The organism is Mycobacterium sp. E3298, from assembly GCF_001666895.1.
Taxonomy (GTDB): domain Bacteria; phylum Actinomycetota; class Actinomycetes; order Mycobacteriales; family Mycobacteriaceae; genus Mycobacterium.
Genome location: NZ_LZJB01000426.1, coordinates 1 through 12,943, shown reverse-complemented (window position 1 = coordinate 12,943; position 12,943 = coordinate 1). Strand labels below are relative to the sequence as shown.

Below are 12,943 nucleotides of genomic sequence, written 5' to 3'. Positions count from 1 at the left end.
CGTCGTGTACGGCCTGATGCGGCGGTTGTTCTTCCTGGTGCCGCCCGAGCGCATCCACACGCTGGTTTTCGCGCTGCTGCGCGGCGCCACCGCCCTCGCCCCGGCGCGGCGGCTGTTGCAGCGGCTGCTCGGCCCGAGGGATCCGGCGCTGGCGAGCACGGTGTTCGGGGTGCGCTTCCCGGCGCCGCTCGGGCTGGCCGCCGGCTTCGATAAGGACGGCAAGGGATTGCAGACCTGGGGCGCGCTCGGATTCGGCTACGCCGAGGTCGGGACCGTCACCGCGAGCCCGCAGCCCGGCAACCCGGCCCCCCGCATGTTCCGGCTGCCCGCCGACCGCGCGCTGCTGAACCGGATGGGCTTCAACAACCTGGGCGCCGGCGCGCTGGCCGTCCAACTCGCGCGGCACCAACCAGACGTTCCCATCGGGGTCAACATCGGCAAGACGAAAACCACGCCGGCCGCCGGCGCCGTCGACGACTACCGTGCCAGCGCCCGCCTGGTCGGGCCGCTGGCGTCGTATCTGGTGGTGAATGTCAGCTCGCCGAACACGCCCGGCCTGCGCGACCTGCAGGCCGTCGAGTCGCTGCGACCCATCCTGTCGGCCGTGCTCGCCGAGACGTCCAGGCCGGTGCTGGTGAAGATCGCGCCGGACCTTTCCGACGCCGACCTCGACGATGTCGCCGACCTGGCCGTGGAATTGGGCCTCGCGGGCATCGTCGCCACCAACACCACCGTGTCGCGCGACGGCCTGCAGACGCCGGGGGCCGACGCGCTGGGGCCCGGCGGCATTTCCGGGCCGCCGGTGGCGCGCCGGGCGGTCGAGGTGCTGCGCCGGCTCCATGCCCGCGTGGGCGACCGCCTGGTGCTGATCAGCGTCGGGGGCATCGAGACGGCCGACGACGCGTGGGAGCGGATCACCGCGGGCGCGTCGCTGCTGCAGGGCTACACCGGCTTCGTCTACGGCGGAGGCTTGTGGCCCAAGCGCATTCACGACGGTATCGCGCACCGGCTGCGCGACGGCGGGTTCGCCTCGCTCGGCGATGCCGTCGGGTCGGCGGCCCCTAAGGCCGGCGGCGCGGCGAGTTAAGCCGCCCCTTCTTCGTCGTCGTCTTCGGCCAGGATCTTTTCCGGGTGGTGGAAGTTGTTGACGCGCGGTTGTCCACGATCGAGGTGTGGTGGCGGGATCCATTCGGTGTCGCCGTTGGAGCGTCTTCGGGTGGTCCAGCCCTTCTCGAGAAGCCGGTGGTGGGGTCCGCAGGCGAGGGTGAGTTGGTCGATGTCGGTGCGGTAAGTGCTGGCCCAGTCTTCGACGTGGTGGACTTCACAGTAGTAGCCCGGCACATCACAACCGGGATGCGAACAGCCACGGTCCTTGGCGTACAAGACAATTCGCTGGCCCGGTGAGGCCAGGCGCTTGCCGTGATACAGCGCCACCGCTTCGCCCTTGTCGAAAACGGCCAAATAATGATGGGCGTGGCGGGCCAGCCGGATCACGTCGGACATCGGCAAGATGGTGCCCCCGCCGGTCAAGCCCTTACCTGCGGCGGCTTCCAGCTCGGTCAGCGTGGTCGTCACGACGATGGATGCCGGCAGGCCGTTGTGCCGGCCCAATTTGCCGCTTGCCAGCGTTGCTCTCAGCGCGGCGTTGAGGCCGTCGTGCTGGCGCTGCGCGGCCGTGCGGGTGTCCCGTTGCACCGCCTCCTCCGTCGGGGCGCCATCGATGACCGGCACCTCGTCGTCCGGATTGCACATCCCGGGGGCGGCCAGCTTGGCGAGCACCGCCTCCCAGCTGGCGCGGGCCTCGGGCGTCAGCCACCCGCTCAGCCTCGACATGCCATCGGCCTGCTGGGCGCCCAGGGTCAGCCCGCGGGCCCGCGCCCGGTCGGCATCGGTGTAGTTGCCGTCTGGGTTGAGGCAGTCCAACAGATGGCGGGCGAGCTTGGCGAGTTGATCGGGGCGATAGTGAGTTGCCTCGGAAGCCAGGTGCTTCTCGGCATGCTCGCGCGTATCGATGTCGACCGATTCCGGCAGCTGGCGGAAAAGCTGCCGGATCACCACCACGTGGTCGGCACCGATGGCACCGTCGCGCTGGGCCGCCGCGGTGGCGGGCAACACCGGCGCCAGCGGCTCACCGGTCAGCGCGCGGCGCGGGCCCAGCTCGGCGGCCTCAGCGATGCGCCGGCTGGCCTCACCCCGGTTGATGTGCAGCCGATCGGCCAGCGCCCAGCTCAGCTTGCCGCCCAACTCGGCCGAATCCCCTTGCTCACCAAGCTGATTGATGAGCTGGTGACTTGGCGCCTGAAGCCGACGCGTCTCGCACTCGAATATCTCGAGCAACCACAACCGCTCCGGGTTGGTCAGCGCTTCGTACGAGCGCCCTTGGAATCGGGAGACAACGGCGCGCAGCGCGTCGACGTCGCCCTGGATCTCCTCGCGGTCCGTCAACGCCATGTGGGCCGCCCCCTCGGCGGCCCGAAGGGGCTGGACAACTCGTAGATGAGCGCATCCAGCCGTCCGAGCAGAAATCCATATCTGTCGAGTGCGGCGACAAGCTCGACCGCCGTCAGTGAATCCAACGACGCAAAGAACACGTCCTGCGCGCGCTCGAACCGTTCGAGCACGGCATCGATGCGGATGAGCAGATCAGTCGAACACATGTTCGAATCATATCCCCGCCCACCGACAAGAAACCCAAACGCAAACCCCCCGGGACGGGAGTGACGTAAGTGATTTCGGGCCTTTCGGGCCGGCGGGCCTTCGGGCCGGCGGGCCGGCGGGCTGGCCCGAAGCCCCGCGCCTACTTCTGTTCGTAGACGCCGTGAATGACGGCGCGCGCGATCGCGTGCTGGAACAGGTTGAAGCCGAGGTAGGCGGGACTGGCGTCCTCGCCGAGGTCCAGCTTGTCGACGTCCACGGCGTGCACCGCGATGTAGTAGTGGTGCGGCCCGTGCCCCGGCGGCGGCGCCGCGCCGATGTAGCGGCGCATACCGGCGTCGTTGACCAGCGTGAGCGCGCCCCCGGGCAGGTCGCTGCCGTCGCCGGCACCCGCGGGCAGTTCGGTGACGTCGGCGGGCAGGTTGGCCACCGCCCAGTGCCAGAAGCCCGAGGCCGTCGGCGCGTCCGGGTCATAGACGGTGACCGCGAAGCTGCGGGTCTCCCCCGGGAATCCCGACCAGCTCAACTGCGGGCTGACATCTTCCCCGCCCGCGCCCATGATCCCGCTGACTTGGGGCTTGGCCAGCGACTGGCCGTCGGTGACCGATTCCGATGTCAGCGTGAACGTCGGCAGCTGCGGCAGCGCGGCGTACGGGTCGGGCGCGGTGCTCATGGCGAATCCTTTCGTTGACTATTCAGCAGTGTGTCAGGAAGTGTTCCAGCACATCGGTGCCGAACCTCAGCGCATCCACGGGTACCCGCTCGTCGACTCCGTGGAACAGCGCGGTGAAGTCGAGGTCCGGCGGCAACCGCAGCGGGCTGAAACCAAAACAACGAATACCCAAGCGCGCGAAAGACTTTGCGTCGGTACCACCGGAAAGCATGTAGGGCACCGTGCGCCCATCGGGGTCAAGGGCCAGCACGGCGGCGTTCATGGCGTCGACCAGGTCGCCGTCGAAGCTGGTCTCGTACGACTCGAAGTCCTTGATCCATTCGCGCGTGACGTCGGGGCCCAGCAGTTCGTCGACTTCGGCCTCGAACGCCGCCTTGCGGCCCGGAAGGATTCGGCAGTCGACCACCGCTTCGGCCACCGCCGGGACGACGTTGGCCTTGTACCCGGCCTTGAGCATCGTCGGGTTCGCGGTGTCCTGCAGCACCGCCTTGAGCATGCGGGCCATGGGGCCGAGCTTTTCGATCGCTCCGGCCAGGTCGCCCGACGAAACGTCGAACGTCAGCCCGGTCTCCTCCTCGACGGCGGCCAGGAACTGCGCGACGGTGTCGGTGAGCACGAGCGGAAACTGGTGCCGGCCCAGCCGGGCGACCGCCGCGGCGACGGCGGTGACGGCGTTCTGGTCGTGCACCATGGATCCGTGCCCGGCCGGGCCGCGGGCGGTCAGCCGCATCCATGACAGGCCCTTCTCGGCCGTCTCGATCAGATAGAGCCGACGTTCGCCCCCGTCGCGGCGCCGCACGGTCAGCGAGAACCCGCCCACTTCGCCGATCGCCTCGGTCACACCCGCGAACAGGTCGGGCTGATTGTCGACCAGCCAGCGGGCCCCGTAGCTGCCCCCGTGTTCCTCGTCGGCAAGGAATGCGAACACCAGATCGCGTGGCGGCACGATGCCGGCCTGCTTCAACCGCCGGGCCACCACGATCATCATGCCGACCATGTCCTTCATGTCGACCGCGCCGCGGCCCCAGACGAAGCCGTCCTTGACCGCGCCGGAGAACGGGTGCACGCTCCACTCGGCCGGCTCGGCGGGCACCACGTCGAGATGCCCGTGGATCAGCAGGGCGCCGCGCGAGCTGTCCGCACCCGCGAGGCGGGCGATCACATTGCCGCGGCCCGGGGCGCCCGATTCCACGTACTGCGGCAAGTAGCCGACCTGAGCGAGCTGCTCGGCGACCCACTGCGCGCACTCGGCCTCGCCCCGCGTCGTCTCCGGTTCGCCGGTGTTGGTGGTGTCGAACCGGATCAACCTGCTGACGACCTCGACCACGTCGTCACTCGGGTTGGTCGGGAACTCGGTGTGCGCGGTCACAACCACCTTTCCTACCACTGCCGGGGCCGCTCGGCTCGACGCTGAGCGCCCCGGCTGGGTTGGGTGCGCGCGCGACAATCCGATAGCCTTAGCTGCCAACTCTCGTTGGCCTTGTCCGAGTGGCGGAATGGCAGACGCGCTAGCTTGAGGTGCTAGTGCCCTACTAATGGGCGTGGGGGTTCAAGTCCCCCCTCGGACACGCGACTGAGGCGAGGAAATGAACGCTCGCGTTTATTTCCGAGCCGATGGAGTGTGTTGAGCGGCGAAGCCGCGATCACACGCGTGGCGCAGGTCTTCAGGTCCGGGCCTGCCGCAGTCCCGTACTCGGGGTCGAGAAATGGCTCCTGCACTGCATCTTCGACGCACGGCCCGCACGAGCGAATCTCTCCCGCAATTCCGCACACGTACAGTCGGACGTAACGCTAGCCAACTCCGACTCCCCGCGTTGACAGGTCAACCGCATGCATGATGGTGCCCACGTAGGCGTCGAGATCGACCTCGACGGCTTGTGGGCCGCTGTGCCCTGTCCCACCCTGGTCATCGACCGCGCGGGAATCGTGCAGGCCTTGAGCGGGTCCGCCGAGTCCTTGTTGCCAGGCGCGGCCCAGGGCGGTCGAATCGACGAGACGGTCGAATGGCTTTCGCACGCGCACCATCGCCTCGTGCAGCTGCATCCCGACTCGGTCGGCCCGGACGCCTCGCTGGTATCGGGAAACGTGGGCAGCCGCAAGTTCGATGCGCACGCGGCGGTGCTGCCCAGCGGCGAGGTGGCATGGTCGCTGGTCGAGGACACCGGTCAGCTGTTGCGCGAGGCCCAAGAAGCGCTGGCACGGGAACAGGAGCGCACCGCGATCCTGCTCGAGGCGTCGTCGGTGCTGACGGCCTCGCTCAACGTCGACCGCTGCAGGGAAGCGACCGTGCAGATGGCCGCCCAACACCTGGCGGACGCGGCGGTACTGGTGGCCCCCGCGGGCCGCGGCCGTCGGCTTCCGGTCTTCTACAGCGCCGCGGCCGGGGCGGTGGAGCAGTGCAGTGTGGACGCCGACCCCGCGATGGTGGCGGGGTTGAGCGAGGCGCTGCATGGGTTCCCGCCGGTCTCCTCGAGCTGGATCGACCCCGTTTCGGTTCCGGATTGGCTCCTCCCGCAAGACTTCTCAGGTGCGGCCGGGTCCGTGATGATCCTGACGCTCCCGGGCCACGGCGTGTCGGCCGGAGCGTTGGTGTTGCTGCGGCGCACCGGTCGGCCGGTGTACACCGCCGACGAGGAGACCTTCGCCGGCTTGTTCGCCGCCCGGGCGGGGGCTGCGCTGTCCGCCGCGCGGCTCTACGCCGAGCAGGCCGCCATCACCCGCACGCTGATGCGTGACCTGCTACCCCCGCCGCTGCACGGGCTGCACGGCATCGAATTCGCCGGCGGCTACCGGGCGTCCAAGGATTACGAGGTCGTCGGCGGCGACTTCTACGACTTCCATCCCGCGCAACGTCCCGAGGACGAGACGCTGGTGGTGCTCGGCGACGTGTGCGGGAAGGGCCTGGAGGCCGCCGTGATGACCGGCAAGATCCGCAACACGCTGCAGGCGCTGACACCGCTGGCGCAGGACCACGAGGGCGTGCTCACGCTGCTCAACCGTGCCATGTTGTCGTCGGACCACACGCGGTTCGCGACGTTGGTGCTGGCGTCGGTCGCCTACCGGGACGGTCAGGTGGTGCTGCGCCTGACCTGCGCCGGGCATCCCCCTCCCTTGATCGTGCGCGACAACGGGCAAGTGGAAGAGGCCAACACCAAGGGCACACTGGTCGGCGCCCTGGAGCGCATCACTGTGCAATCTTTCGAGACCTCGCTGGCGCCGGGCGAGACGTGCGTGCTGTACACCGACGGCATCACCGAAGCGCGCGGCGGCCCGCTCGGCGACGACTTCTTCGGCGAACAGCGCCTGGCGGCCGCGCTGACCGGTTGCGCCGGGATGCCGGCCGAGGCGGTCGTCGAACGCGTCCTGATGCTGGCCTCGGACTGGGTGGGGCAACGCGTGCACGACGACATCGCCGTCGTCGCCATCACCGCCCCGCAGCGGACCCACCTCAGCGCCGTCGACGGGCACACCCGGGGCAGGTACGTGGCATGACGTCCTACGACACCGACATGACGTCCGCCACCGGTGCCGCGGACGATCTCGTTGTCCGCGAACGGCTCTGGGGGGCCCTGACCGACCGTGACGAGTACGCCGCGGCCGCCACCGTGTTCGCCGCGATGGAAGCGGGCATGACGCCCGAGGACGTGCTGCTGGAGGTGATCGCCCCCGTCCAGCACAAAGTGGGCGCGGAATGGGCCGCGAACAGGATCAGCGTCGCGCAGGAACACGCCGCCTCGGCGATCAACGATCGCGTCATCGCCGCGCTGGCCCATCACGCCGCCGGCAAGGTCTCCAGCCACGGCGGCCGGGTCACGCTGGCGTGCGTCGACGGCGAGTGGCACGCTTTGCCCGCCCGGCTGCTTGCTGAGGTCCTGCGGCTGCGTGGCTGGCAGGTCGACTTCCTCGGCGCGCAGGTGCCCACCCCGCACCTGGTCGCCCACCTGCACCAGCACGGCCCGGACGTCGTCGCGCTCTCCTGCTCGATCCCCACCCGGTTACCCAACGCGCACGCCGCGATCGTCGCGTGCCAATCCGCCGGCTTCCCCGTCCTGGCCGGCGGCGCCGCGTTCGGCCGTGACGGCCGCTTCGCCCGCCAGCTCGGGGCGGACGCGTGGGCGCCGGACGCGCGCACCGCCGACGAGCGGCTGAGCCGCGGGTTAAGCCCCGTTCGGCGGGCGTCCAACCGCCAGCCCGTCGATGACCTGCCGCATCTGGCCGACCAGGAATACACCATGGTGAGCCGGAGTGCGGCGCGGCTGGTCAAGTCCACCGTCGCCGACCTGGAGGACCGCTTTCCCGCCATGCGCGCCTACTCCCCGCTGCAGCATCAGCGCACCGTCGAGGACATCGCCCACATCGTCGACTTCCTCACCGTGAGTCTCTACACCGACGACGACGCTCTGTTCACCGACTTCATCAGCTGGACCGCCGAAATCCTCACCGCGCGCGGCGTTCCGGCGGCTTCGCTGCACCCGGCGCTGGATTCGCTGACGGTGCAGCTCAACGAGTTTCCCCGCGGCCAGCGCCTACTGACCGCAGCAAACGATGCCCTCACCGCCAACGCAGGCCCAGGAGCGTCCGAATGAACCTGTCTCTGAACACCACCACCTCCGGGCGGTCGGCCTGCGTGCGGGTCTCCGGTGATCTGGTCTACGAGACCGTGGACGCGATGGTCGAGACCGCCGTCCAGCTCCTCACCCGCCAGCCCAACCTCGCTGACCTGCATCTCGACCTGGCCGAACTCGTCTTCTGCGATTCCGCAGGCCTGTCCGGCCTGCTGCTGGTCCACCGCCGAAGCGCTCAGGCCGGTGTGCTCCTGCACCTCGACCATCGACCGCGATTCCTCGACCGCATCCTGGACGTCACCGGCACGTTCGAGCACCTCGTCACCGCCTCCGTCTCGGATGCGGGCGGCCAGAACGCCCCGGGAGAAACCGGGGTTCGCTGACCCCTCGGCCGCCGGGGCGAGAGCCCGTAGGCTGGAACGCGACCGATGGCACCCGACGGATTTCTCCGGCACTCTGCGACGCGCACCTTCCGCGACCGCCGCGAGGCCGGTCGCGCGCTGGCCGAGCAGCTGGTGTCCTACCGCGACAGGGACGACGTGCTGGTGTTCGGGCTCGCCCGCGGCGGCGTGCCGGTGGCGTGGGAGATCGCCGCCGCGCTGCACGCCCCGCTGGATGTGTTCCTGGTCCGCAAGCTCGGGGTGCCGCGGTGGTCGGAGCTCGCGATGGGCGCGTTGGCCAGCGGCGGCGGCGTCGTGATGAACGACGACGTGGTTTCGAGCCTGCAGATCAGCGACGAGCAGGTCCGTGAGGTAATCCGAAGCGAGACAACCGAACTCGCCCGCCGTGAGCGCGCGTACCGGGGCGATCGCGCGCCGGCCGACCCCCGCGGCCAGGTGGTGATCCTGGTCGACGACGGCATCGCGACCGGGGCCAGCATGCTGGCCGCCGTCCGGGCGGTGCGAGCCGCGGGCCCGAGATCGATCGTCGTCGCGGTGCCGGTGGGACCGCGGTCGACCTGCCGTGAGCTCACCCTCGAGGCGGACGAGGTGGTCTGCGTGACGATGCCGCCCGGATTCGAAGCGGTCGGCCAGGTGTACGACGACTTCCATCAGGTGAGCGACGACGAGGTGCGCAAGACACTCGCCACGCCCACCTGCTGAGTGTTACTTGGCGGCCTCGTCGCCGCGACCCTCCGCGGCCACCGCCGACTGTTCGGTCGCCTCCGCCGATGGCGGCGCGCCGGCTTCCGCCGGCGCTTCGTGGGCGCCCTCGTCGGGCGCTTCCTCGGTTGCTTCCTCGGGGTAGTCGACGGCCTCTTCGCCGGCCTCATCCTCGTGTTGCTCCGTGGCGCCCGCGTCGCGGCGCTGCCGCTCCTGCAACGCGTCGATGATCAACAGGACCACGCCGAGCACGCTGGCGCCGATGCACACCCAGGCCACCAACTCGTTGCTCGTGACGACGGCGAACACCAACGCGACGAGCCCGACCAGGGCCAGCACCAGCGCAATGATCAGCATCGGTCATCCTCCAAGCGGCGAGCGGGAGAGCCAGTTCGTGTGCAGGTCTAGTGTGCCGACCGCGCAGCTGGGCGAGTGTCCGGCACGCCTGTGAGGCTAGTTGTTACCCCGATTGAATTGGTCGAACCCGCCGGCGTCGGCACTGGAGTCGACGGGCGCCGCCGATCCACGCTGGCCGAGCTCCTCCAGCTGCGATTCCAGGTAGGTCTTGAGCCGGGTCCGGTATTCGCGTTCGAAGGTACGCAGCTGCTCGAGCCGGCCTTCCAGGACGGTGCGCTGCTGGTTGATCGTTCCCATGATCTCGGAGTGCTTACGCTCGGCGTCGGCCTGCAGGGCGTCGGCCTTCTCCTGCGCCTGGCGCAGCTGGGTCTCGGAACGGGTTTGGGCGTCGGCGAGCATCGCGTCGGCGCGCTGCCGGGCCTCGGTGACCGTGGTCTCGGCCGTCTGGCGGGCCTCGGAGAGGATCTGGTCGGCGTTGGCGCGGGCGTCGGCCAGCATCTTGTCCGACTCCGCCTTGGCCGTGCTGGTCAGCCGGTCGGCGGTGTCCTGGGCCAGGCTGAGCACCCGAGCCGCCTTCATGGCCTGTTCCTCGTTGCTCGACGAGGACGCGGCAGGCGCGGCCACCGGCGCCGCCTTGGGGGCCGGCTCCGGCTCGGGGACGGGAATCGCCTGAGTGGGGGCGGCCGCGGCGGCTGGGGCGGCGCTCGCGCCGCCGCCGGAGGCCAGCTCCTGGTCCAGCTCCTCGATCCGCTGACGCAGATCGCTGTTCTCTTCGATGAGCCGCGTCAGCTCGGCTTCCACCAGATCGAGGAAGGCGTCGACCTCGTCTTCGTTGTACCCCCGCTTGCCGATCGGTGGCTTACTGAACGCCACATTGTGGACGTCGGCTGGTGTAAGCGGCATTGTTTCGTCCCCTCAAGTTCCTGTCTAACGTTCTGGAAAGTGTAGAACGCAGTGGTAGCCGTCGTGCAACTGCCGTCCATCCTGTCACACCAGGCGCGACCGTTGCTGTTTAGGCCAATAAATAAGAACCAATTTCAAACGCTCAGGGCAATAAAATCCGAAACCTTAGAATTTTTAAATCGCAGCCACCAAACCGAGGCGAAAACGTGGCCGAACCGTCTCCGGGCACCGAAGCCGGCCCGCGGATAGGGACCGAAACGGCCCGGAGACAAGGCGCCGGAGACAGGGCGCCGGAGACAAGGTTAGGCCGCGGCGCCGAAGGCGAGCTGCATGCCGATGAACGCGACCAACAGCAGCACCATGATGGACAGGTCGAAACGGACCGCCCCGATGGTGAGTTGAGGGATCAGCCGGCGCAGCAACTTCACCGGCGGATCGGTGATCGACATGATGATCTCGAGGATCACCACGGTGATGCCGGTGGGATGCCAGTCACGGCTGAACGATCGGATGAACTCGACGACGACCCGGGCGATGAGCAGCAGCCAGAAGATGAACAGCGCAAACCCAAGGATCTGAAAGAACAGCACCAACTGAAGAGCCCCGACCTTACCGATGAGATGTCATGCGCCGCAGGCATGGGCGGCGCCTGCCAGCGTACCGACTCCGGGCCCTCGACCACATCTCAGCTCGCCCGGCCAGCGAAGGCGGCGGCCGACCGCCGCCGCCGAGCCGGGTTTATTGGTAAGCGTAGAAGCCGGTTTCGGCGATCCGGCGACGCTCCTCCGGGGACACGTCGACGTCGGCGGGCGACAGCAGGAACACCTTGGTGGCCACCTTGTCGAAGGAGCCGCGCAACGCGAAGGCCAGGCCCGCCGCGAAGTCGACGAGCCGCTTCGCGTCGGCGTTGTCCATCGACACCAGGTCCATGATGACGGGGGTGCCGTCGCGGAACCGCTCGCCGATGGTGCGGGCCTCGCTGTAGTCCTTGGGCCGCAGCGTGGTGATCTTGGAGAGCGGGTGGCCCTCCTCGAACATCATCGCCATCCGGCGCGGGTCCATCGCCAGCGCGCCGCGGGTCGAATTGCGCAACCAGGACCCGAAGCGCGGCCTGCCCATCTCGGGCCGCTCGAACTCGCGGGGGTGGACGGCGCCGTATCGCGACTCCTCCGCGTAACCGCCGCGGTAGCCGCCAGGCGGCGGGTAGTCCGCGGGCTCGCGCGGGTCGTCGTAGTCGCGCCCCTCGTAGCGGCCGTACCCGTCGTCGAAACGGGGGCGCGGGAATCCGCGGGAGGGCGCGTGGTCGTCGTAATACTCGTCGTCGTAGTCGTCCATCGGGGCCATACCGAAATAGGCCTTGACTTTGTGCAGTGTGCTCATTGCGTTGACCCCTTCTAGCCCCTGATGCTTGGTGTCAGTGATGAAGATGTGACTACAGTGACTTAATACGGTGACGGTAGCGGCCGCGGGCCCAATAGCGCGGTACCGACACGCACACATGTCGAACCGTGTTTGACGGCAATTTCGAAATCGTCGGACATGCCGGCGGACAGTCCGACGGCGTTGGGATGCGATTCCAGTACGCGCAGATGCTCCGTTCGCAGGCGCCCGAAGGCCGCGTCGGGGTCCGAGCCCAGCGGCGGGATGGCCATCAGCCCGGCCAGTTCCAGGTGTTTTGACTCCTCGGCCTGCGCGCAAAGCTGGTCGACCGCGCCCGGCAGCGAGATGTCGACGCCGCCCCGCGACTCGTCGCCGTCAAGGCTGATCTGGACGTAGATCCGCATCGGATCGGCGCGGCGGCCCTCCGCGAGGGCGGCCGAGACGCCCCGATCGAGGGCGCTGACCAACTGTGAGCTGTCCACCGAGTGAGCGGTATGCGCCCAGCGGGCGACCGAGCGGGCCTTGTTCCGCTGGATGTGGCCCACCATGTGCCAGCGCATGGCCGGGACGTCCACCCGCGATAAGAGTTTGGTGACTTCGCTCACTTTTTCCGATGCTTCCTGATCCCGCGATTCGCCAACGGCCCGGCAACCCAAACGCGACAAAGTCACCACATCGGTTGCTGGGAAGAATTTGGTAATCGGCAGCAGTTCGATTTCACCGACATTGCGACCCGCCGCTTCGGCGGCCGCCGCAAGGCGCGAGCGCACCGCCGCTAATGCGTGGGTCAATTCCGTTTCGCGGTCACCCCCCGCAGGCATGTCCACCGCCATCGCGGTCACTCCATCCACACCAGGGAGGCCAGCCGGCCGGTGGGCGCGTCCCGGCGGTGGCTGAACAACGTCGGGTCGTCGACCGTGCACCGCGGGTCGATGTCGATGGCCCTCACACCCAAATCCGTTAACTGGCAAGCGATTCCGGCCCGAAGATCGAGGCCGGGGGTGCCCGCCGAGGTGGTGGTGCGGCTGCCGGGCAGCGCGGCCTCCACCTCGTCGGCCATGGCCGCGGGCACCTCGTAGTTGCGGCCGCTGACCGCCGGGCCCAGCAGGGCCGAGATGTCCTCGGGGCGCGCGCCCAGCTCGACCATCGCCTCCACGGTGCGGGCCACCACCCCGCGCTGGGCGCCGACGCGGCCTGCGTGCACGGCCGCGGCCACTCCGGCGCGCGCGTCGGCGAGCAACACCGGCACGCAGTCGGCCGTCACCACCGCCAGAGCCAGCCGCGCGGTGCCGGTCACCAGCGCGTCG

The 12,943-nt window shown here is 69.0% G+C and carries 14 protein-coding genes, 1 tRNA gene and 1 pseudogene; 6 read left to right on the top strand and 10 right to left on the bottom strand.

Features of this window, described 5'->3' with window-relative positions; translation table 11 throughout:
- The first annotated feature begins 4 nt into the window (after nucleotides 1-4).
- Nucleotides 5-1,087, top strand: coding sequence for a quinone-dependent dihydroorotate dehydrogenase (locus A9X05_RS20145; protein WP_197499144.1), 1,083 nt, complete (start codon nucleotides 5-7; stop codon nucleotides 1,085-1,087).
- On the opposite strand, the gene A9X05_RS20140 is transcribed toward A9X05_RS20145, so the two are convergent.
- The 4 genes from A9X05_RS20140 to A9X05_RS20125 all read right to left on the bottom strand — a co-directional run bounded on the left by A9X05_RS20140 (nucleotide 1,084) and on the right by A9X05_RS20125 (nucleotide 4,697).
- Nucleotides 1,084-2,451 (bottom strand): HNH endonuclease signature motif containing protein, encoded by a 1,368-nt coding sequence (locus tag A9X05_RS20140; RefSeq protein WP_067783667.1) that lies wholly within the window; start codon nucleotides 2,449-2,451, stop codon nucleotides 1,084-1,086. The genes A9X05_RS20145 and A9X05_RS20140 overlap by 4 nt on opposite strands.
- Complete coding sequence (locus A9X05_RS20135) at nucleotides 2,442-2,657, bottom strand: hypothetical protein (protein WP_067783665.1); 216 nt, start codon at nucleotides 2,655-2,657, stop codon at nucleotides 2,442-2,444. Before A9X05_RS20135 ends, A9X05_RS20140 begins: the two co-directional genes overlap by 10 nt.
- 140 nt (nucleotides 2,658-2,797) lie before the next feature.
- Entirely contained in the window at nucleotides 2,798-3,328 is a 531-nt protein-coding gene (locus tag A9X05_RS20130) for a YbhB/YbcL family Raf kinase inhibitor-like protein (protein ID WP_067783662.1), read from the bottom strand.
- Nucleotides 3,329-3,350: 22 nt separating this feature from the next.
- A complete protein-coding gene (locus A9X05_RS20125; protein ID WP_197499143.1) occupies nucleotides 3,351-4,697 on the bottom strand; it encodes a M20/M25/M40 family metallo-hydrolase in 1,347 nt (448 codons plus the stop codon).
- A 113-nt stretch (nucleotides 4,698-4,810) separates the two neighbouring features.
- Here A9X05_RS20125 and A9X05_RS20120 point away from each other — a divergent pair.
- The 5 genes and pseudogenes from A9X05_RS20120 to A9X05_RS20100 all read left to right on the top strand — a co-directional run.
- A tRNA-Leu gene (locus A9X05_RS20120) sits at nucleotides 4,811-4,896 on the top strand.
- Between the two features lie 262 nt (nucleotides 4,897-5,158).
- On the top strand, nucleotides 5,159-6,820 hold the full coding sequence (locus tag A9X05_RS20115; protein WP_067758618.1) for a PP2C family protein-serine/threonine phosphatase: 1,662 nt from the start codon (nucleotides 5,159-5,161) through the stop codon (nucleotides 6,818-6,820).
- Nucleotides 6,817-7,914 (top strand): B12-binding domain-containing protein, encoded by a 1,098-nt coding sequence (locus A9X05_RS20110; RefSeq protein WP_067758615.1) that lies wholly within the window; start codon nucleotides 6,817-6,819, stop codon nucleotides 7,912-7,914. Before A9X05_RS20115 ends, A9X05_RS20110 begins: the two co-directional genes overlap by 4 nt.
- Nucleotides 7,911-8,276: an STAS domain-containing protein gene (locus A9X05_RS20105; RefSeq protein ID WP_067758613.1), complete on the top strand. Its 366-nt coding sequence runs from the start codon at nucleotides 7,911-7,913 to the stop codon at nucleotides 8,274-8,276. Before A9X05_RS20110 ends, A9X05_RS20105 begins: the two co-directional genes overlap by 4 nt.
- Nucleotides 8,277-8,315: 39 nt before the next feature.
- Nucleotides 8,316-8,996, top strand: a pseudogene (locus tag A9X05_RS20100) (phosphoribosyltransferase); the annotation flags it as partial.
- 3 nt (nucleotides 8,997-8,999) lie between these two features.
- Here the strand turns inward: A9X05_RS20100 and A9X05_RS20095 are convergent.
- From A9X05_RS20095 to pgeF, 6 genes are all read right to left on the bottom strand, one after another.
- Nucleotides 9,000-9,353: a hypothetical protein gene (locus A9X05_RS20095; RefSeq protein WP_067758607.1), complete on the bottom strand. Its 354-nt coding sequence runs from the start codon at nucleotides 9,351-9,353 to the stop codon at nucleotides 9,000-9,002.
- Between the two features lie 96 nt (nucleotides 9,354-9,449).
- Nucleotides 9,450-10,256, bottom strand: coding sequence for a DivIVA domain-containing protein (locus A9X05_RS20090; protein WP_067758604.1), 807 nt, complete (start codon nucleotides 10,254-10,256; stop codon nucleotides 9,450-9,452).
- Nucleotides 10,257-10,558: 302 nt separating this feature from the next.
- Nucleotides 10,559-10,849 carry a YggT family protein gene (locus tag A9X05_RS20085; RefSeq protein WP_007170773.1) on the bottom strand — a complete coding sequence of 97 codons (291 nt, stop codon included), beginning with the start codon at nucleotides 10,847-10,849 and terminating at the stop codon, nucleotides 10,559-10,561.
- A 145-nt stretch (nucleotides 10,850-10,994) separates the two neighbouring features.
- Nucleotides 10,995-11,636, bottom strand: a complete 642-nt coding sequence (locus A9X05_RS20080) for a cell division protein SepF (RefSeq protein ID WP_067274456.1) — start codon at nucleotides 11,634-11,636, stop codon at nucleotides 10,995-10,997.
- A 62-nt stretch (nucleotides 11,637-11,698) separates the two neighbouring features.
- Entirely contained in the window at nucleotides 11,699-12,469 is a 771-nt protein-coding gene (locus tag A9X05_RS20075; protein WP_067758685.1) for a YggS family pyridoxal phosphate-dependent enzyme, read from the bottom strand.
- A 5-nt stretch (nucleotides 12,470-12,474) separates the two neighbouring features.
- Nucleotides 12,475-12,943 (bottom strand): peptidoglycan editing factor PgeF (gene pgeF, locus A9X05_RS20070; protein WP_067783657.1); only part of this gene is annotated, 469 nt, incomplete at its 5' end.